We start from the raw sequence: 19690 nt of genomic DNA, 5'->3' as shown, positions 1-19690 counted from the left end.
GGTGATGGGGAGTTTCGTTTCGACGGCTAAAAGCAACAACACCTTGCCGGGTAACATCTCGCCGCGTGCGGGTGGGGAAAGCCTACCCGGTTGGCCTACCCGCGGCCTGTCGCTTGCCTACCCGAAAGGCTGTTTCTGGGTGCGCTTTTCCCTGGCATAGAGCGCCACGGCCATCGCCCGGTTGCGGACGTCAAGCTTGTCGTAGAGATTCTTGAGGTGGTATTTCACCGTGTTTTCGGAAATCCCCGTCCGCGTCGCGATCTGCAGGTTCGTCCAGCCATCGGACAGCACCGCCAGCAGCTCACGCTCGCGCACGGTGAGCTGCGCCAAGGGCGTGTCGTTGACCTTGTTGATGTCGATATAGGGGATGCAGATGCGCCCATGCGCGACGGCCAGGATGGTCTCGAAGATGATCGACGGATCATCGAACTGGAAGCAGTAGCCCTGGGCTCCAAGCCGCACGCACTGCTTCAGGATGCCGATGTCATGGTCGTTGGAAAACACCGCGATGCGCACGCCGAGCTTGCGGCTGTGAACTTCGGCCAGCACATCGGCGCCGTCCATGTCGGCGAGCTTCCAGCCGATGACGGCGACGTCGAATTCGCCTTCCGCTGCCAGGTCCAGGAAATGCCTGCCGCTTTGCACGCAGGCGAGGAGATCGAAACGGCCGTCGCACTCCAGCATTTCGCGCAGAGCCGATATGACGAGCGGATTGCGTTCGGCCACGACCACGCGCACGCGCCGTTCCGCTGATACCTTGGCTTCTGTCTGCGACCTGATCTTCAAGGGCTTCCGGCTGTTCTGGTTGCAATCCGAGCGGTCCGGCCATTGCCTGGACCTGCATCATGACAATTCTGCCCCAACTGTGCAGGGGTGCTCTTTCCCCAGCGACATGCGCTGTCGCGCTGCCTTAAGCCGGAGCGCGTACTGTTTCGATGGCAATGACAGGGTTCGGGTGTGGCCGGCACCGTCGCTTCACCGCAAGAAGGCGCCAACTGCCAAGCGGGCATTTCGCTTGAAATTCCCGTGCGTTAGAGCGACAGCTTGTGAAGCCGATTCGCGTTGCGGCTTTGCCTGTCTTTTGTTCGAGCGCCGGACCCAAAACCGGTTTCCCCTTTTCAAGATCATGGTCTAGACCTGACGGGCACCTTTTCCGGAAGGGATGATGGTGGGAGGCGCCGGTGGAAGGCGAACACGAACAGACGAGCGGCGCCAAAGCCGCTGACGATGCCCACGCCGACATCTATGGCGAGGATGGCGTGGTGCTGTCGTCCTTCCTCGCCCAGATCGGCGCAGCCATCGCCGATCGCGACACGCTGACCCTGAAGCGCGAAGTCGACGACCTGCACCAGTCGGAACTCGGCGATCTGCTCGAAGCGCTGCATCCCGAACAGCGCCGCGCGCTCGTCGAGCTGCTCGGCACCGATTTCGACTTTTCGGCGCTGACCGAAGTCGACGAGGCGATCCGCCGCGACATCGTCGACAATTTGCCCAATGAGCAAATCGCCCAGGGCATGCAGGACCTCGATTCCGACGACGCGGTCTACATTCTCGAAGACCTCGAAAAGGAAGACCAGGACGAGATCCTGTCGCAACTGCCGTTCACCGAACGGATCAGGCTGCGCCGTTCGCTCGACTATCCCGAAGAGACGGCCGGCCGGCGCATGCAGACCGAGTTTGTCGCCGTGCCGCCGTTCTGGACCATCGGCCAGACCATCGACTACATGCGCGAGGACAAGAATCTCCCAGACCGCTTCAGCCAGATCTTCGTCATCGATCCGAGCTTCAAGCTGTTGGGCGCCATCGACCTCGACCAGATCCTGCGCACCAAACGCACGATCAAGGTCGAGGATGTCATGCATGAGACCAGGCACGCCATTCCGGCCACGATGGACCAGGAAGAGGCGGCGCGGGAATTCGAGCAATACGATCTGCTCTCCGCCGCCGTCGTTGATGAGAACGAGCGGCTGGTCGGTGTGCTGACCATCGACGATGTCGTCGACGTCATCCAGCAGGAAGCCGAGGAAGATCTGCTGCGGATGGGCGGCGTCGGCGACGAAGAGCTGTCCGACAGCATTCTGTCGACCTCGCGCTCGCGCGTTCCCTGGCTGCTGGTCAATCTGCTGACGGCGTTCCTGGCGGCTTCGGTGATCGGTCTGTTCGACCGCACGATCGAGCATATCGTAGCGCTGGCCGTGCTGATGCCGATCGTGGCCGGCATGGGCGGCAATGCCGGGTCGCAGACCATGACCGTGACCGTGCGGGCGCTGGCGACCAAGGACCTCGACATCTACAACGCCGGGCGCATCATCCGCCGCGAGATGGGCGTGGGTTCGATCAACGGCATCATCTTCGCGGTGCTGATCGGCATCGTCGCTGCTGCCTGGTTCCGCGACCCCAACCTGGGCGGCATCATTGCGGCCGCGATGATCATCAACATGTTCGTGGCAGCCCTTGCCGGCATCCTGATCCCGCTGCTGCTCGACCGGTTCAAGATCGATCCGGCGGTTGCCTCGGCGGTCTTCGTCACCACTGTCACCGACGTCGTCGGCTTCTTCGCCTTTCTCGGACTGGCCACCTGGTGGTTCGCCGTCCCCTAGGCTGCCGATATTCAGGTGAGGCCGGCCTGCAAATGGCTGATACCTGCGCTTCCGGTGCTCACGTACTATAAGTACGCTCCGCTCCGGTTCTCGGTATCAGCCATTTTCAACTCGGCCTGACCTGAATCTCAACAGCCGAAACTCGCGGAAGGTTGGTACGTCAATTGACTTTTACGTAAATGCCGTGCGACGCTGCCTCGGGGTTTCGTGCCGAATCCGGTATGGAGCGGGTGGATCGGAATTGGGGGAGGTGCCGCGCAGGCGGCCGCTGACTCATGTTCCGGAATTTGGAGCAATGATGCGGGAATATTATACGATCACCGAACTGACGCGCGAATTCGACGTGTCGACGCGCACGCTGCGTTTTTACGAGGATGAGGGGCTGGTGCAGCCGGTGCGGCGCGGCCGCACAAGGCTGTTTCGCCCGTCGGACCGGCATCTGATCCGCCAGATCATGCGCGGAAAACGGCTAGGCTTCTCGATCAACGAGATCCGCGAAATCATCCAGATGTACAAGGAGCCGCCCGGCGAGGTCGGTCAACTCAACCTGATGATCAAGCGCATCGAGGAAAAGCGCGAGGATCTGAGGCAGAAGCGGCGCGATCTGGAAGAGACGCTGGCGGAACTCGACCAGGCGGAGGAGTCGTGTGTCGAGCGGCTGGTGGAACTCGGGGTTAATACCTGAGCTGACCATCGCACGTTTGAGCGCGCCTGTCGCAAACGTTCGCGATTAGCCGGAGCCGTCCAAACTTCGTCATTCTAGGGCGGAGCAGGAGCGAAGCTCCGTCGCGTAGACCCTAGAATCCATTCCGTGATGTTTGGCCGGGGAGTGCCGCGGTGCAGAATTCTGGACCGTGGCGGTGCTTAGAAGTCGCGGCATGGATCCTCGGGCCTGCGCTGCGTCGCTGCGCTCCTTGCTCCGCCCGTGGATGACGAAGAGACGGGCGTGTCTGCCAATCGCCAAGGCATGCGACTCCTGCCGGCGACCACGCGCCGCCTCAGATCCAGCGCCTGACCCGTTTGGCGTAGTCGCGGTATTTCTTGCCGAATTTGGCCGCCAGCACTTTTTCCTCGCTCTCAATCGCGACCTTCTGGGTGGCGAAGGCGGCAATCAGGGCCAGCGGCAGGAACCAGACGATCCCCGAAACAAAGGCGGCGCCGATCAGCAGCAGGGTGTTGGCGAGATACATCGGATTGCGGGTGACGCCGAACGGGCCTGACGTCACCAGATGCTCCGGCACGCCGTTGGGGTTCATCGTCGTTTTGGCCCGCGTCATGGCGCGGATGGCGGTGAACCAGAGGGCGGCGACGGCAAACAGCACCACGAAGCCGGCCGCGAACAGAAGGTCGCCAAGGAGATCGCCGATCCAGGGCAGAGGATACAAGAAGCCAAGCACGATGCTGATGGCGATGGCGGCGCAGTAGATCAGCGGCGGCCAGGGGATCAGCCCGGATTTTGCCAGCTCAGGTTTTGCCAGTCCGCCTTTTGGCAGCTTGTCGGTCATTGTTGCCCTCCCTGCGTCATCGGGCTCTCCTCCGTTTTGGCGGTGCAGATGCCGGCGAGGTCGCTCAGATGCGCCTTGAACTCCGGGGTCTGGTCGCCATTGTAGAGCCGGTCGAATGCTGCCTCGCCTTGCAGTGTGTCCAGCATGCACACACAATAGCTGGCGCAGAACGCCGTGTCGCGCTGCTGTTCGCAAGAGACCTGGCATTCCTTGAGGAAGACCACTTCCCTTGTCTCGACCGGCGCCGGCGCGATCTGCGAGAACAGCCAGACACAGCCGAACAGCAGCGGCTGGTGGATCAGGTAGAAAGCCAGGCTGTGGCGGCCGATGAAGACGAGCGGCTTGGCCCAGCGTCCGGGCGCGAGCGTCGCCAGCCGCGCCAGCACGCCGCTGGTGGAGGCAAGCTTCGCCGCCGCGATGCCGACAAGCACCGCGCCAAACCAGGGAAACAGCGGCACATAGTCGTTGGAGCGCGGGTTGATCGCCGACAGGCCGACCCACCACAGCGCCTGATGGTCGAAGGCTTCGGACCTGAGGTAGATGGGCGCTGCGATCACGATTGCCGCCACGACCAGCGTCAGCAGCGCCGGCAGCCGCAGGAACAGCAGGCCGAGCAGGCTGGCCAGCGCGATCTCGTGCAATATGCCGAAGAAGATGAAGCTGTCCGGCGTGATGAAATACGTGACCGCCGATATGGCAGCCGCCGCCACGGCAACCATGGCAAAGCGCTTCCAGAAGCCGTTCCAGCGGATCTGCTTGCCATGGGCGAGAAACAGGCTGACGCCGGCCAGGAACAGGAAGGTCGAGGCGATGCAGCGCGCATAGATCTTCCACCAGCCGACGGCGGTGAGGCCGGGATCGGTGTAGTGGAAATTTTCGAGATCCCAGGTGAAGTGATAGCTGGCCATGGCGATCAGCGCGATGCCGCGCACGATGTCGATGGCTGTGATGCGCTTCGGATGATCCGGAACGGGTGCGGTATGGATGCTCATGGTCTCGCGATCTGATTCAGCCCCAGAGACGACTATCACGGTTGCACCGGACAAAAGAAGGCCGGGCGGCTGCATCAGGCGCCGCTTTAGGCCAGAGCCGGAAAGCCTTTGACCGAATTCGCTTTTTGCCGGGAATGGGTCGGTTTCCTGTTACCGGCCGAGGAATTGCCAGCCGCCAAAATCACTTTGATCAGAGCGCCGCATGCTGCTCACGCACCCAGTTGTGGAAGCGGTGCAGGTCGTATTCCTCCGGCATCAGCACGCCGGCCTGGTGACGCATCGAGCGCAGGCCTTTCTGGTTGATCTCGCAGATCGCGGCATCCTCCTCCAGCACCTGGGTGCCGAAGGCCACGACATTGTCGATGTCGGTCTCAGCCAGCGCTTCAGGCGCGAACAGCCATTCGGCGGTGAGTTCGGTCTGCTCCGGGCCGAGCGGCGTCAGCCGCACGGTGCGGACATAATCGACATGGCCGACGATGAACATCGAGGGCAGGCTGGTGGCATAGGTCTGGCCGGCCGCGCGTTCGGCCGGCGTCAGGCCGGAGAAGATCGGGCCATGGACGTGGCCGTCGCGCGACCATGTCTCGGCGCCGGCGCGCAGGCCGCCGGAAAACTCCGGCGCGTCATTGTCGGCATGGCGCACCCAGTCGGGGTCGTCGTGGCGGCTCATCAGGCCGCGGCCGTAGATCGGCACCAGCCGCGACAGGTCCTTGTGGACGCCGGGGCAGTGCAGGCACTCGTTGAAGTTCTCCCAAAAAATCTTCCAGTTGCAGTTCATTACCTTGCGCAGCACATGGCCTGAAACCAGCGCTTCCAGCGGCCAGTTGCCGAGGTTGCCCGATGCCGGATCGAAGGAGGTCTGCGCCGAACCGGCCGCATCCTCCTGCAGGTTGACGAAGACGAAGCCGCGCCACACCGACAGCGCCACGCGATAAAGCGGATGGTCGGCCTTGTCGAACCCGTCGGGCAGCGATTTCGAGGGAACGCGCACGAGATCGCCGCGCAGCGAATAGGACCAGGCGTGGTAGGGGCAGGTGATCAGCCGCGCCTTCAGCCGGCCCTCGCTCTCCTGGCAAAGCTGCGAGCCGCGGTGCCGGCAGGTGTTGTGGAAGGCGCGCAATTCGCCGGTGTCGTCGCGCAGCACGACGATTTCCTGCGTGCCGACGCGAAATGTCCTGAACGCCAAAGGCTGGGCGAGGTCTGCCTCGCGGCAGACGAGCAGCCAGCTTTTGTACCAGATGGCGTCGAGATCGCGCTGGTAGGCTTCGGCGTCCCAATAGGCCGAGGACGGCAGCGTCGGTTCGGCCTGGGTCAGGCCGTTATAGGGGTCGCGCTGGCCCGGATTGGGTTGCATGGCTGGCTTCCTCTAGGGATACGCCAGCCGACACCCCGGCAAATCGTTTGTCAATCAGGGTGCCGCATTGCCGATTTGAGGCACGGCGCATAATCATGTCGTCACATTGGGGGCTTGGAAATTGGCCGCACGAGAGATGTCGCTTACGCCGGAGCTGGTCGCGCGTTGCTGGCGCGAGATCGCCGACGCCGGACCCGATCCGGAGGCGATGCACCTCGACGACAGCGACTATGACGCGCTGCTGGATGAATTGCAGGCCGAGCTCCCTGACAGCGAACCGCTGTGGCTGTTCGGCTATGGCTCGCTGATCTGGAAACCGGAAATCGATTATGTCGAGGACCGCGTCGCCCTGGCGCGCGGCTGGCACCGATCCTTTTGCATGAACATGACGCGCTGGCGGGGCACCAAGCAAAGCCCCGGCCTGATGATGGCGCTCGACAGCGGCGGACAATGCAAAGGCGTCGCCTTCCGGCTGGCCGACGACAACCGGCGAGAACAGCTGGGCCGGCTTTTCCGGCGTGAAGTCACGCTGAAGCCGACGAGCTACCGGCCGCGCATGCTGAAGCTTGCAAGCGAGGCCGGTCCACTCAGGGCGCTGGCTTTCGTCATCAACCGCAACGGCCTGACCTATTCCGGTCCGCTCGACGAGGCGAAGGTCGTCGAGCGGCTGGCGACATCCTGCGGGCACTGGGGGTCGGGCGCCGACTATCTCTACAACACGGTGAAGAATCTGGAGGAGCGCGGCATTCACGACCGGCATCTGTGGCGGCTTCAGCGGCTGGTCGCCGAGCGGATCACCGCCTTGAACCCGTAACGCTGCATGGCGCATTCGCGCTGTTGGCCGGCGGAATTTGGTTTGCCGGATGCGGCTGTTTCAGCCTATAGTCACGCATGTCGTCGGTTCCGTTAGGGACCAAGAGGGAATGCGGTGAGGGCTGACTTGTTGCCCAATGCCGTGGCTGCCCCCGCAACTGTGTGCGGTAGTCCTCTCCAAGCCACTGAGGATTTTTCTTCGGGAAGGTGGGGAAGGGCGCTGATCCGCGAGCCAGGAGACCTGCCGGCGACAGGGAACTGACTTCGATGCCCTCGGGTGGAGGGCGAAAGGACAAGATATGAATACCGCTTCCGTCTCCCTCGGCGCTTCCGTCTCCTCGCAGTCGCGCTTCATGCAGCTGGTGCTCTCTGCATTTCTCGGCCTGTTCGTTGTCGGTGTTGTCGGCTTCTCGCATATCGATGCGGTCCACAATGCCGCGCACGACTATCGCCATTCGATGGCGTTTCCCTGCCACTGACGAGGATCTGACATCATGAACCTGTTTCGCAACGTCGTGTTTATCGCGGCGATCGCAGGGCTCGTGGCCGGCGTCGTTCTCGCCTGCATGCAGGCCTATGCCACCGTGCCGCTCATCCTGAAGGCAGAAGTCTACGAACAGGCCGGTGGCGGCCATCAACATGAGCATGCCGCAGCGCCCGCCGCCACGGACACCAATGCCATGAGCACCGCTGCGCCGGCGGAAAATGCCATGAGCAGCGCAGCGCCGGCACCGGCTGAAGCAGCCGCGCCAGTGGAGGACGAAGGCTGGGCGCCGGCCGACGGCTTCGAGCGCTTCGCCTTCAGCGTGCTGGCCAATATCGTCACCGGCATCGGCTTCGCGCTGGTCCTGGTTGCGGTTTCCGAATTCGCCGGCGGCATCGGCAACTGGCGCCAGGGCGTGTTTTGGGGCCTGGCCGGCTTTGCCGTGTTCACGCTGGCGCCGGGCCTCGGCCTGCCGCCGGAACTGCCGGCAATGCCGGCGGCCGATCTGATGCCGCGCCAGATCTGGTGGGTGGCGACGGTTGTGGCGACCGCCATTGGCCTTGCCTTGATCGCCTTCCGCACCTCAGCACCGCTGACCGTCCTTGCTGTCGTCCTGATTGTCGCCCCGCATATTGTCGGTGCGCCGCAGCCCGACAGCTTCAAGACGCCGATCCCGGAAGGCCTGCATCACCAGTTCGTGGTGGCGGGTGCGCGCTCCGGCAAGAGCGCGCACGCCGAAACCCTGGTGACGGCACTGCCGCCGCCGTGGGCCTATATTGCCACCGCCGAAGCCTATGACGACGAGATGCGTGAGCGAATCGCGCAACACAGGTCGCGGCGCGGCCAGGGCTGGGCGACCATCGATGCGCCGCTCGATCTTGCCGGTGCGCTCAAAGCCTTGCCGGACAACCAGCCCGTACTCGTCGATTGCCTGACGCTGTGGCTGACCAATCATATGCTGGCCGATCATGATCTCGACGCAGAATGCCGGCGGCTGGCCGACGTGCTGGCGCGGCCGCGCGGGCCGTGGCTCGTGGTCTCCAACGAAGTCGGGCAAGGCATCGTGCCCGACAATGCGCTCGCGCGCCGATTCCGCGACGCAGCCGGCCGACTCAACCAGCAGGTCGCGGCAACTGCCGATACGGTGCTATTGATGGTGGCCGGGCTGCCGCTCAAGGTGAAATAAATGACCGATATCGATGCAAAAGACGAGGAACGCCACCGCGCCAAAATGGCCAAGCGCAAGGCGGTGCAGGACGCCGAGGTTGCCGAAAAGACGGTCGAGAAGGGACTGCTCATCGTCAACACCGGACCCGGCAAGGGCAAAACCACAGCTGCCTTCGGCCTGGCGCTGCGCATGCTCGGCTATGGCAAGCGCGTCGGCGTCGTCCAGTTCATCAAGGGCAAATGGCACACCGGCGAAAAAGATGCCTTCGCCGCGTTTGGCGACCGCCTCGTCTGGCACACGATGGGCGAAGGTTTCACCTGGGAAACGCAGGATTTGAAGCGCGACATTGCGGCGGCCGAGGCAGCCTGGGCCAAAGCGCTGGAGTTGATCGCCGATCCCTCGATCAGCCTTGTCGTGCTCGACGAACTCAACATTGCGCTACGCTACGACTATCTCGATCTCGACGGAGTGGTGGCGGCGCTGAAAGCGCGGCGCGAAGGCCTGCATGTCGTGGTCACCGGCCGCAACGCCAAGCCGGCGCTGGTCGAGGCGGCCGATCTTGTCACGGAGATGGGCGTGACCAAGCATCATTTTTCTGCGGGCGTTAAGGCGCAGCAGGGGATTGAGTTTTAAAGGGTCTTTTACTCTCCCCACATGGGCTACGGCCTGCATACATTTCCAAGCGGCTGATCTTTGGCCATAGTGTGCATGGCAGCTTGGCGTATGCATTGCCTTATGCTGCGCTGGTCGACCCCCACTCCGTCTCGGCTTCGCCGAGCCACCTCTCCCCCGATCGACGGGGTAGAGGAAAGGCGCCAAGTTTTTTGCGACCAATGCTCGTCCAGCAACGCTCCCTTCCTTTCCCTCCGGAGGGGGAAAGGTGGCGCTGCGAAGCAGCGACGGATTGGGGGAACCACGTGGCAATCAAGCCTCGGGCCGATCAGTCACGCCAGTCACATGGGGAGGGTGAAGAACGGGCGAGGCCTAGATCTCAGAACGTCACCGCGATCAGGATCGCCGAGAGCAAGCCGAACAGCCCGATCAGCAGATAGTCCGCTACCTGATACAGTTTCAGTGCCCGCCTGATGTCGAGGCTCTCGGCTTCGCGGCGACCGCCTTCGCCCATGAACGCATCCTCGACGACAACGCCGCCATAGCTGCGCGGGCCGGCAAGTGCCAGGCCGAGCGCGCCGGCCATTGCCGCCTCGGGCCAGCCGGCATTGGGCGAACGGTGTTTTTTGGCGTCGCGACGCGCGGCTTGCCAAGCGTTGCGAGGGTCGGCATCGCGGACAAGAAAGGCCGCGGCAACGATCAGCAGTGCCGTCAGCCGCGAGGCCGGCAGGTTGATCCAGTCGTCGAAAAGTGCCGCGGCGCGGCCAAAGGCCTCATGGCGCGGTGTGCGGTGGCCGATCATCGAATCGGCGGTGTTGGCGGCCTTGTAGGCGACGCCGCCGGCCAGCCCGCAGACGCCCGTCCAGAAGGCAGGTGCGACGATGCCGTCGGAGAAATTCTCGGCCAGACTTTCGATCGCGGCGCGGCTGACGCCGGCGTGGTCGAGCTTTTCGGGATCGCGGCCGACAATGCGGGCAACGGCAATGCGGCCGAGCGCCAGTCCGCCAGTGTCCAGCGCATCGGCGACCGCCTCGACATGCTCGGTGAGGCTCTTCTGCGACAGCAGCGACGAGGCGAGAATCGCGGTGAGGATCATCCCGGCAGGAAAGAGCTGCCAGAGCAGGAGTTGCACGAGGAAGGCGATTGCCGCCGGCACCAGCACGATGACAAGCAAAGCGGTCTTGCCTTGGCGGCGACGCCGCGCGTCGGAATCAGTGGCGCGGTTGAGCCTGAGGTCGAGAAAGGATATCAGCCTGCCGAACCAGGTGACGGGATGGCCAACGGCACGGAACAGCCAGTCCGGGTAGCCCAGGATGCGTTCGATGACCAGCGACAGGAAAGCGATCAGGATCGACATGAAGCTTTCTGATGGAGCGATTGCTGCGGTGGATCACGGTGGATCCCTTGGCCGGGCGAGCGCGCTCTTCCCTCACGCGCCACAGCCTTTCGTCGATCTCTCGACAGGTATCAATCCGCACTCCTACCCGCTTTTCGAGTTGCCCGCCACCGCTCTGTCAAGATTGCCGGAAGCCGCGCGTCTGCATGAGCTGGCTAAGATCGCGGCCGATGCCTATGGCGCGCCGTCGGCGGCGCATGTGGCGGCCGCCCCGGGCACGCAGATCCTTTTGCCGCGCGTTGCCTCGCTGGTGAGCCCCGGCCGGGCGCTGGTGCTGGGGCCAACCTATGCCGAGCATGCCAGGGCGGCGGCGATTGCCGGCCATGCGGTGGTGGAGGTCGAGGATGTCGACGCGCTTGCCGCCGCCGACCTTGCCATCGTGGTCAATCCCAACAATCCGGACGGGCGGGTCGTTTCGCGGGAAAGGCTGCTTCGGCTTGCCGGGGCATTGCGCGCCAAGGGCGGGCTGCTGGTCGTCGACGAGGCGTTCATGGATGTCGGCCCGCACGCGGAAAGCCTTGCCGGCGATGTCGGGCAGGGCGGCATCGTCGTGCTTCGCTCCTTCGGCAAGTTCTTTGGCCTGGCGGGTCTGCGGCTCGGCTTCGCGCTTTCCGATGCGCTGACGGTCGAAAGGCTGGAGACGCAGTTCGGACCGTGGGCGGTCGCCGGCCCGGCGCTTGAATATGGCATCAGGGCGCTTGGCGACAGCGGCTGGCAGGCCGACATGCGGCGGCGGCTGGCGCAGGATGCGGCGCGGCTCGACGCGCTGTTTGCGCGCTTCGGCGTTGCTGTCGCCGGCGGCACGACGCTGTTTCGCTATCTTCAGATGCAGGACGCGGCCAGGCTGTTTTCAGCACTTGGCGAGCGCGGCATCCTGCTCCGGCATTTCGCTGACAGACCGCAGGTGCTGCGCGCCGGGTTGCCGGGCGCCGACGACGAATGGCCGCGGCTTGAGTCTGCGCTTGCCGACTGGGCCGCACGGCGCGACGATGAGCCGAAGGAGATCGCGCTATGATCCATGTCTGTTCGCTGTCCAAGCTGGAGGAAACGGTGGCGAAAAGCGGCGCCGAGCGCGTGCTGTCGCTGCTCGCCGCCGGCACCGAGGTGACGCGACCGGCCTCGATATCGAGGGAAAACCACCTGCATCTGGTCATGCACGACATTGCGGTGGCGCAGGACGGCATGACCATGCCGGGCGAAGACCATGTGCGCAATCTGCTCGCTTTTGCCCGCAAATGGGATCGCGCGAAGCCCATGGTCGTGCATTGTTATGCCGGCATCAGCCGCTCGACCGCTTCGGCCTATATCATCGCCGCGGCGCTCGCCCCGAAGCGCGACGAGGCGGAACTGGCGCAGACATTGCGGGCGCTGTCGCCGTCGGCGACGCCCAATCCACGGCTGATCGCCGTCGCCGATGCACTGCTTGGCCGCCAAGGTCGCATGATCGAAGCGATCGAGGCGATCGGACGGGGCGCGGATGCTTTCGAGGGCACGCCTTTCGTTTTGACGATCGACGGCTATGGCGGTCCGCTACGCTAGCCAGTCGGCAAGCTTCGCCTTGCGCACATCCCTGAGCAGGCTGATGAAGCCGTCGGCCTGATGCTCTGCGGTCAGCCGGCCTTTTTCAGCTGTGGCGATCGAGGCGTCGCCGACGACGCCATTCGGGTTCAGGTCGCTGGCGATCCAGGCGAAGGCGTGCGTTCCGGTGTGGCGCAGCAGCGCAAATTCGTTTTCGGCGCGGGCGACCTTGGAGACAAAATTGTCAGCCTTGCCCATGTCGACGAGGTCCGGGCGGAAATGCAGCATCAGCGAGGTCTCGACGTCGCCGCCATGGATGCCGTGGCGGTCCTCCAACTCGGTGTACATGCCGGCCGGGCGGCCAAAACGCTGCCAGCTGGTCTTCACCGCCAACATTCTTTCACGCACGCGCAGCTCACGCGTGACGATGCCCATGATCTCTTCATTGCCGCCATGCGAGTTGACGACGATCAGTTTTCTCACCCCGGCGCGGGCAACGGACAGGCCTAGCTCGGTCCAGGCGTCGACCAGGGTCGTCGCTGGCAAGGTCAGCGTGCCCGGCGCATGCAGATGTTCGTTCGACTTGCCGACCGCCTGCACCGGCAGGATGCGGATGTCGAGGTCGGCGGGCAGGCGAGCGATCACCGTCTCCAGCATGCCGTTCATGATCGAGGTGTCGGTCGATACAGGCAGATGCGGACCGTGCTGCTCGATCGCCGCTACCGGCAGCACGGCAATCGTCGCCTCAGGGTCGATCGTGGCGTATTCGGTGGTCCGGTAGTCGCCCCACCACACGCGTCTGTTAGCAACGGTCATGTCATGCCTCTTCAATGTGCCGGGAGACCTAGCGCGCCAAACGCCGCCTGTCGATCACCCGGCCGCGATCGCCTCGACCTCGACCTTGAACTCCGGCCGCGCGAAGCCCGAAACGATCATCAGCGTCGAGGCCGGCGCGGGGTTGGCAAACAGCCGGTCGCGGACGTCCATATAGGGGCGCAGATGCGCGCGGTCGGTGACATAGGCGTTGATGCGCACGATGTCGGCAAGCCCGAGCCCGGCCTCAGCCAATACCGCCGCGATGTTCTGGAAGCACAACTCGGCCTGCGCGCCGGCATCCTCCGGGATCTGATCATCCGCCGTGATGGCGACCTGACCCGAGCACAGCACCAGCCGCTTGCCTGAGGGGACCTCGACGCCGTGACTGTAGCGGGCGAAGGGCGGCTTGATCGACTTCGGGGTGAGGAATCTGAACATGGCAATCTCCGGTTCTGCGGCTAGCCTAGGGCCGGACGGCTGGGCCCTCAAGATGCGGTGCATGGCATAGGGGCGATTGTGGACAGGCGTCCAAAAAATAGGCACGATGCCTCCCGCACAGCATGACCCGTCCGGTCTTGGCAATGACGTCCGCGTGAAGCAGGCGGTCCGGGCGGTGGCATGTGTCTTGCTTCTTGGACCAATGGTGTCGAGCCCGGCGCGTGACGCTCCGGAGCCAACAAAGGGTGGTGTCGATGTACGGAAGACGGAAGATTTTGGCTGGCGCTCTCGCGCTGCTTGGAGCCAGCACGCTGGGTGCGGCTGCGAACGAGAAAGTCACCTTCGGCACCAACTGGCTGGCCGAGCCCGAGCATGGCGGCTACTACCAGGCTGTCGCCGACGGTACCTATGCCGCCTGCGGCCTCGACGTGACGATCTCGCAGGGCGGTCCGCAGGTCAGCGGCCGGCCGCTGCTGCTGGCCGGCAAGCTCGATTTCTATATGGGCGGCAATCTCTTGTCGGCCTTCGATGCCGTGCAGCAGGGCATTCCGATGCGCGTCGTCGCGGCCGATTTCCAGAAGGACCCGCAAGTCATCATGTCCCAGCCGGGGCAGGGACTGGACAAGTGGGAGGACCTGAAGAACGCCGACCAGTACATTCTCGGCGACGAAGGCGCGCAGACCTTCTTCCAGTGGATGGTCACCGAGCTCGGCTTCGATGCCGCCAAGCGCGTGCCCTACACCTTCAATCCGGCGCCCTTCATCGCCAACAAGAAGTCGATCCAGCAGGGCTATGTCACCTCCGAGCCGTTCGCGGTGCAGAAAGCCGGCGGTTTCCTGCCGAACCAGTTCCTGCTCGCCGACTATGGCTGGGAGACCTATGCGACCACCGTCGAGGTCATGCAGGACACGATCGACAAGCGGCCGGAGGTCGTCCAGTGCTTCGTCGATGGCTCGGCCAAGGGCTGGTACAATTACCTCTACGGCGACAACAAGGCCGCCAACGACATGATCAAGAAGGACAATCCTGACATGACGGATGAGCAGATCGCCTTCTCGATCGAACAGCTGAAAAAATTCGGCGTGGTCGATTCCGGCGATTCGGAAAAGCTCGGCATCGGCGCCATGACCGACGCACGCATCCAGAGTTTCTACGACAAGATGGTCAAGGCCAAGGTCGCGCAGCCCGGCATCGACATCAAGAAGGCCTATACGCTGGCCTTCATCAACAAGGGCGTAGGGCTCGAGCTGAAGAAGTAATCGTGAGACTGGAGACAATGGCGAAGGCGCCCATGACAGCGTCGGGCGAAAGCCCGATGCTTTTGGCGCTGCGCCATGTCGGCAAGGTGTTTTCCAACGGCGTCACGGCGCTGAGCGATGTCGACCTGACAATCCGCGAAGGCGATTTTCTCAGCCTGCTCGGGCCGTCAGGCTGCGGCAAGTCGACGGCGCTCAGGCTGATCGCCGGCCTGTCGACGCCGACCTCAGGCGTGCTCGACTGGCGCGGTTCGATCGACCGCTCGAACATCGGCTTCGTCTTCCAGGAGCCGACGCTGCTGCCCTGGGCCAATGTCTTCGACAATGTCTGGCTGCCGCTGCGGCTGAAAGGCGTGTCGCGGGCCAAGGCAGCCCCGGCTGTGACGGAGATGCTGGCGCGCGTGCACCTGACCGGCTTTGAAAACGCCGTGCCGCGCGAGCTTTCCGGCGGCATGAAGATGCGCGTCTCGATTGCGCGCGCCATGGTGACCAAGCCGCGCATCCTGTTGATGGACGAGCCGTTCGCCGCGCTCGACGAGATCACGCGCTTCAAGCTCAACAACGATCTTCTGGAGCTATGGCAGGACGAGCGTTTTACAGTCGTCTTCGTCACCCACAGCGTCTTCGAAAGCGTCTTCCTGTCCAACCGAGTCGTCGTCATGGCGGCGCGGCCGGGACGCGTCCATGCCGAGTTGGCCATCGATGCCGCCTATCCGCGCGACGAGGTGTTTCGGACCTCGCCCGACTATGCCGCGCTCTGCCGCCAGGCCTCGGACATTCTGGTCAACGCCATCAACACATCAGCCGGACCGCACCATGACGGCCATTGAGCAGCCCTCACTGACTCTCGATCCGGAGGAGGCGGGCCGTGTGCGCCAGGAGCGGCTGGAGCGGATCGGCCGGTGGCTACTGCCGCTGGCAATCATGATCCTGGCGATCTGGTTCTGGGACCGTATCTGCGTCTGGAACGAAATCCCGAAATACATCCTGCCGCGTCCGGGCGTCGTGCTGCAGACGCTCTACGACGATGCCGGGCTGCTGTTCTCCTCGCTTCTGGTGACGCTCAGGATCACCTTCCTTAGCCTTCTGTTCGCGGTCATCGGCGGCGTCGGGCTGGCGGTGCTGTTTGCGCAATCGAAATGGGTGGAGATGTCGTTCTTCCCCTTCGCCATCGTGCTGCAGGTGACGCCGATCGTGGCGATCTTCCCGCTGATCAACATCTATGTGAACAACCAGACGGTGAAGCTGCTGCTGTGCGCCTGGATCGTCGCCTTCTTTCCGATCCTGTCCAACACCACGCTCGGCCTGAATTCCGTCGACCGCAATCTGCGTGACATGTTCAAGCTCAACGGCGCGACGCGCTGGCAGCAATTGCGCTATCTCAGGCTGCCGGCGGCGATGCCGTATTTCCTCGGTGGGCTAAAAATCGCCGGCGGCCTGTCGCTGATCGGCGCTGTGGTGGCCGAGTTCGTCGCCGGCGCGCAGGGGCAATCATCGGGGCTGGCCTCGCGCATCATCGAGGCCGGCTACCGGCTCAATGCACCAAGGCTATTCGCGGCGCTGATCCTGATTTCGCTCACCGGCATAGTGATCTTCCTGGTGCTGTCGCTGGTGTCGCATCTCATCCTGCGGCGCTGGCACGAAAGCGCGCTGAAGCAGGAGCGGTAGGTGACGAAGTGAGCGGGACGTTGGCGCGAAGCACCCCCCTCTGGCCTGCCGGCCATCTCCCCCTCAAGGGGGGAGATCGGATGTTTTTTGGGCTTTCGCCAATCACAGATGTTGCTGAAGAGGCGGCTCGGCTGAGGCTGCTAATCTCCCCCCTTGAGGGGGAGATGCCCGGCAGGGCAGAGGGGGGTGCGGCTTGATACCAACCTCTGGCTCTTACCATCTCGCCAACGTCCGCGTTCATCGCTCATTGACGCCGGGCTTCACTGCTACCTTCGATACTGACGGTTTTGCGCTGGCCGACATTGCCGTCGCCGACGGCAAGATCTCAAACATCGCCGCACACAAGAAAACAAAAACGCCGGCCGGCGCCATTGACCTCGCCGGCCGTATCATCCTGCCGTGTTTCGTCGACTGCCACACCCATATCGACAAGGGCCATATCTGGCCCAGAAAACCCAATCCAGACGGCACGTTCATGGGCGCGCTCAATGCCACCGGCGCCGATCGCGCCGCGCGCTGGAGTGCCGAGGATGTGGCGCGGCGCATGGATTTCTCGCTGCGCTCGGCCTATGCGCACGGCACCAGGGCCCTGCGGACGCATCTCGACAGCGTGCCGCCGCAGGAAGAGATCTCCTGGCCGGTGTTCGAGACGATGCGGGACAAATGGCGCGGCCGCATCGAGTTGCAGGCTGCCTGTCTGCTCGGCATCGAAGGCGTGCGCGACAAGGAATGGTTCGAGAGGCTGGCGAAGCGCGTGGCCGCCGCCAAGGGCGTGCTCGGCGTCGTCACCTATATGGTGCCGGACCTCGAGGAACTGCTCGACAAGGTGTTTTCCGAGGCGATCAAGCACGGGCTCGATCTCGATTTCCATGCCGACGAGACCGACGATGTCGCTGCGATCTCGCTGAAGAAGATTGCCGAGGCGTCGCTGTGGAACGGTTTCGAGGGCAACATCCTGGTCGGACATTGCTGCTCGCTGGCGCGCCAGCCGGACCTCGATGTGCTGGATACGCTGGACAAGGTGGCCAAGGCCGGGCTTGCGGTGGTGTCGCTGCCGATGTGCAATCTCTATCTGCAGGATCGGCGCGCCGACCAGACCACGCCACGCTGGCGCGGGGTGACATTGCTGCATGAGATGAAGGCGAGGGGCATTGCGGTCGCCGTTGCCTCCGACAACACCCGCGACCCGTTCTATGCCTATGGCGATCTCGACATGCTGGAGGTCTACCGCATGGCGACGCGCATCCTGCATTTCGACCATCCGGTCGGCGACTGGCCGCAGACGGTGGCGTCGACGCCGGCCAAGGTGATGCGGCTCGACGGCGTCGGCACGCTTGCCGCCGGCGGCAGCGCCGACTTCATCGTCTTCAAGGGACGGAGCTGGACGGAATTGCTGTCGCGGCCCGAATCGGATCGCATCGTCGTGCGCGACGGCCGGGCGATCGACCGGCAACTGCCCGACTATGCAGAGCTCGACGAACTGATGGTGGACTGATGGATGTTTCGGCGCTCAAACGCGATCTCGACGGGATAAAGCTCGACGACAATCCGGCCATCGTCCAGCAGAAGAGCCGCGACTTCTATTGGTACAGCCCGGTGCTGAAGCAGCAGCTCGACCATGTCACCGGTGACCTCATCGTAACGCCGAAGAACGAGACCGAACTGATCCGCGTGCTTGCTGCCTGTCATCGGCATGGCGTGCCGGTGACACCGCGCGGCAGCGGCACCGGCAATTACGGCCAGGCGATGCCGCTGTCCGGCGGCGTGGTGCTCAATCTTGCCGAGATGAACGAGATCAAGGCCATCGCGCCGGGGCGTGTGGTGACAGGACCGGGCGCTATCCTCGCCGACATCGACAGAGCGACGCGCGCGCATTCCGGGCAGGAACTGCGGCTGTCGCCATCGACCTACAACACGGCGTCGATCGGCGGCTTCATCGCCGGCGGCTCTGGCGGCGTCGGCTCGATCAATTTCGGCGGCTTGCGCGATTTCGGCAATGTGCTGCGCCTGCGCGTCGTCACCATGGAGGCAGAGCCGAAGGCGCTTGAACTCACCGGCGAGGACCTGCACAAGGTGACGCACGCCTACGGCACCAACGGCATCATCACCGAAGTCGAGATGCCGCTGACGGCGGCCTATGAATGGATCGACGTCATCGTCGGCTTCGACGCTTTCATGCCGGCAGCCCGTTACGGCAATGCACTGGCCTGCCAGGACGGCATCCTGACCAAGCTGATCACGCCGATCGCCGCACCCGTGCCGCAGCTCTATTTCAAGCGCCACCAGAAATTTTTCAGGGAAGGGCAGAGCATCTGCGTCGTCATGGTCGCGCGGCATGGGCTCGACGCGTTCCTCGCCTTCACCCGCCGCGCTGGCGGCGAGATCATATTCAATGCGGCGACGGCGACGGATGACGACAAGAAGGGTCTGCCACCGGGCTTCGAGCTGGCGTGGAACCACACGACGCTCAGGGCGCTGCGCGTCGATCCCGCGATCACCTATCTGCAATCGCTCTATCCGTTCCCCAACCAGCTGGCGCTGGTCGAGAAGATGGATGCGATGTTTCCGGACGAGGTCTTCTCGCATCTCGAATTCGTGCGGCTCGACGGCAACATCACTTGCTTCGGCTTGCCGCTGGTCAAATTCACCACAGAGGCGCGGCTTAACGAGATCATCCGGCTGCATGAGGAGAATGGCTGCCCGATCTTCAACCCGCATCGCTACACGCTGGAAGAAGGCGGCATGAAGCAGACCGACGAAATCCAGCTCGCCTTCAAGCGCGAGACCGATCCGCAAGGTCTGCTCAACCCCGGCAAAATGATCGCCTGGGAAAATCCGGATTATGACTATCGCTCGGGCCGGACTTTTTTGTTCAAGGGCCTGCAGAAGGCGGTGTGATGAGAGGTTTGCGCCCGTCCACCGGCTCCATTGGCGATTGGCGAAGGCCGCGGCGACGTCGGATCTCCCCCCTTGAGGGGGAGATGGCCGGCAGGCCAGAAGGGGTCGGTTCGGCTGGCGCGACGCGGTTCGGCCTTTCGAAGAAAGAGAAAGTTGGCGCCCCACGCGAGAC

At 63.7% G+C, this 19690-nt stretch carries 20 protein-coding genes, 1 pseudogene and 1 riboswitch; of the genes and pseudogenes, 14 read left to right on the top strand and 7 right to left on the bottom strand.

Translation table 11 applies throughout. The features are described 5' to 3' along the window. Positions 1-117 precede the first annotated feature (117 nt). A complete protein-coding gene (locus tag AC1DYC_RS09550) occupies positions 118-738 on the bottom strand; it encodes a response regulator transcription factor (RefSeq protein ID WP_477405726.1) in 621 nt (206 codons plus the stop codon). A gap of 443 nt (positions 739-1181) precedes the next feature. Between AC1DYC_RS09550 and mgtE the strand changes: the two genes are divergently transcribed. Both mgtE and AC1DYC_RS09540 read left to right on the top strand, forming a co-directional pair. After that, on the top strand, positions 1182-2600 hold the full coding sequence (gene mgtE, locus AC1DYC_RS09545; RefSeq protein WP_477310812.1) for a magnesium transporter: 1419 nt from the start codon (positions 1182-1184) through the stop codon (positions 2598-2600). A 298-nt stretch (positions 2601-2898) separates the two neighbouring features. Next, the gene (locus tag AC1DYC_RS09540; RefSeq protein ID WP_112565167.1) at positions 2899-3285 is read left to right on the top strand and encodes a MerR family transcriptional regulator; all 387 of its coding nucleotides are present in this window, start codon (positions 2899-2901) and stop codon (positions 3283-3285) included. A 313-nt stretch (positions 3286-3598) separates the two neighbouring features. Here AC1DYC_RS09540 and AC1DYC_RS09535 read toward each other — a convergent pair whose 3' ends face one another. From AC1DYC_RS09535 to AC1DYC_RS09525, 3 genes are all read right to left on the bottom strand, one after another. Beyond that, entirely contained in the window at positions 3599-4105 is a 507-nt protein-coding gene (locus AC1DYC_RS09535; protein ID WP_477405725.1) for a methyltransferase family protein, read from the bottom strand. Then, complete coding sequence (locus AC1DYC_RS09530) at positions 4102-5097, bottom strand: acetyltransferase domain-containing protein (RefSeq protein ID WP_477405723.1); 996 nt, start codon at positions 5095-5097, stop codon at positions 4102-4104. Before AC1DYC_RS09530 ends, AC1DYC_RS09535 begins: the two co-directional genes overlap by 4 nt. A gap of 190 nt (positions 5098-5287) precedes the next feature. After that, a complete protein-coding gene (locus tag AC1DYC_RS09525; protein ID WP_477405721.1) occupies positions 5288-6451 on the bottom strand; it encodes an aromatic ring-hydroxylating oxygenase subunit alpha in 1164 nt (387 codons plus the stop codon). A gap of 136 nt (positions 6452-6587) precedes the next feature. On the opposite strand from AC1DYC_RS09525, the gene AC1DYC_RS09520 reads away from it, so the two are divergent. From AC1DYC_RS09520 to cobO, 5 genes and pseudogenes are all read left to right on the top strand, one after another. Next, positions 6588-7265, top strand: a complete 678-nt coding sequence (locus AC1DYC_RS09520; protein WP_477405719.1) for a gamma-glutamylcyclotransferase — start codon at positions 6588-6590, stop codon at positions 7263-7265. A 67-nt stretch (positions 7266-7332) separates the two neighbouring features. Beyond that, positions 7333-7527, top strand: a riboswitch (cobalamin riboswitch). A 36-nt stretch (positions 7528-7563) separates the two neighbouring features. Then, positions 7564-7743, top strand: coding sequence for a CbtB domain-containing protein (locus AC1DYC_RS09515; protein ID WP_477405717.1), 180 nt, complete (start codon positions 7564-7566; stop codon positions 7741-7743). 15 nt (positions 7744-7758) lie between these two features. Beyond that, positions 7759-8400 (top strand): annotated as a pseudogene (locus AC1DYC_RS09510) (CbtA family protein); the annotation flags it as partial. Positions 8401-8418: 18 nt separating this feature from the next. After that, on the top strand, positions 8419-8934 hold the full coding sequence (gene cobU / locus AC1DYC_RS09505) for a bifunctional adenosylcobinamide kinase/adenosylcobinamide-phosphate guanylyltransferase (protein ID WP_477408233.1): 516 nt from the start codon (positions 8419-8421) through the stop codon (positions 8932-8934). Beyond that, positions 8935-9549, top strand: a complete 615-nt coding sequence (gene cobO / locus AC1DYC_RS09500) for a cob(I)yrinic acid a,c-diamide adenosyltransferase (RefSeq protein ID WP_477405715.1) — start codon at positions 8935-8937, stop codon at positions 9547-9549. 358 nt (positions 9550-9907) lie between these two features. On the opposite strand, the gene cbiB is transcribed toward cobO, so the two are convergent. Continuing rightward, positions 9908-10885, bottom strand: a complete 978-nt coding sequence (gene cbiB / locus AC1DYC_RS09495; protein ID WP_477405713.1) for an adenosylcobinamide-phosphate synthase CbiB — start codon at positions 10883-10885, stop codon at positions 9908-9910. On the opposite strand from cbiB, the gene cobD reads away from it, so the two are divergent. Both cobD and AC1DYC_RS09485 read left to right on the top strand, forming a co-directional pair. Further along, positions 10884-11939 carry a threonine-phosphate decarboxylase CobD gene (gene cobD, locus AC1DYC_RS09490; RefSeq protein ID WP_477408231.1) on the top strand — a complete coding sequence of 352 codons (1056 nt, stop codon included), beginning with the start codon at positions 10884-10886 and terminating at the stop codon, positions 11937-11939. The two genes, cbiB and cobD, sit on opposite strands and share 2 nt — an antisense overlap. Beyond that, positions 11936-12463, top strand: a complete 528-nt coding sequence (locus AC1DYC_RS09485; RefSeq protein WP_477405711.1) for a tyrosine phosphatase family protein — start codon at positions 11936-11938, stop codon at positions 12461-12463. The genes cobD and AC1DYC_RS09485 overlap by 4 nt, the downstream gene beginning before the upstream one ends. Here AC1DYC_RS09485 and AC1DYC_RS09480 read toward each other — a convergent pair. Together AC1DYC_RS09480 and AC1DYC_RS09475 are read right to left on the bottom strand one after the other, a co-directional pair. Beyond that, entirely contained in the window at positions 12455-13258 is an 804-nt protein-coding gene (locus AC1DYC_RS09480; RefSeq protein ID WP_477405709.1) for a creatininase family protein, read from the bottom strand. The two genes, AC1DYC_RS09485 and AC1DYC_RS09480, sit on opposite strands and share 9 nt — an antisense overlap. Before the next feature lie 54 nt (positions 13259-13312). Then, positions 13313-13696, bottom strand: a complete 384-nt coding sequence (locus tag AC1DYC_RS09475; RefSeq protein ID WP_477405707.1) for a RidA family protein — start codon at positions 13694-13696, stop codon at positions 13313-13315. 254 nt (positions 13697-13950) lie between these two features. Here AC1DYC_RS09475 and AC1DYC_RS09470 point away from each other — a divergent pair, with 254 nt between their 5' ends. The 5 genes from AC1DYC_RS09470 (at position 13951) to AC1DYC_RS09450 (ending at position 19518) form a co-directional block, all read left to right on the top strand. Then, on the top strand, positions 13951-14955 hold the full coding sequence (locus AC1DYC_RS09470; protein ID WP_477310837.1) for an ABC transporter substrate-binding protein: 1005 nt from the start codon (positions 13951-13953) through the stop codon (positions 14953-14955). A 17-nt stretch (positions 14956-14972) separates the two neighbouring features. Further along, positions 14973-15782, top strand: coding sequence for an ABC transporter ATP-binding protein (locus AC1DYC_RS09465; protein ID WP_477405705.1), 810 nt, complete (start codon positions 14973-14975; stop codon positions 15780-15782). Continuing rightward, entirely contained in the window at positions 15769-16620 is an 852-nt protein-coding gene (locus AC1DYC_RS09460; protein WP_477405703.1) for an ABC transporter permease, read from the top strand. Before AC1DYC_RS09465 ends, AC1DYC_RS09460 begins: the two co-directional genes overlap by 14 nt. Before the next feature lie 193 nt (positions 16621-16813). Beyond that, positions 16814-18115, top strand: a complete 1302-nt coding sequence (locus AC1DYC_RS09455; RefSeq protein ID WP_477405701.1) for a cytosine deaminase — start codon at positions 16814-16816, stop codon at positions 18113-18115. Then, positions 18115-19518: an FAD-binding oxidoreductase gene (locus AC1DYC_RS09450; protein ID WP_477405699.1), complete on the top strand. Its 1404-nt coding sequence runs from the start codon at positions 18115-18117 to the stop codon at positions 19516-19518. Before AC1DYC_RS09455 ends, AC1DYC_RS09450 begins: the two co-directional genes overlap by 1 nt. Positions 19519-19690: the final 172 nt, after the last annotated feature.

The organism is Mesorhizobium sp. P2_E7 (assembly GCF_056403855.1).
This window is presented reverse-complemented; position numbering and strand designations above follow the sequence as displayed.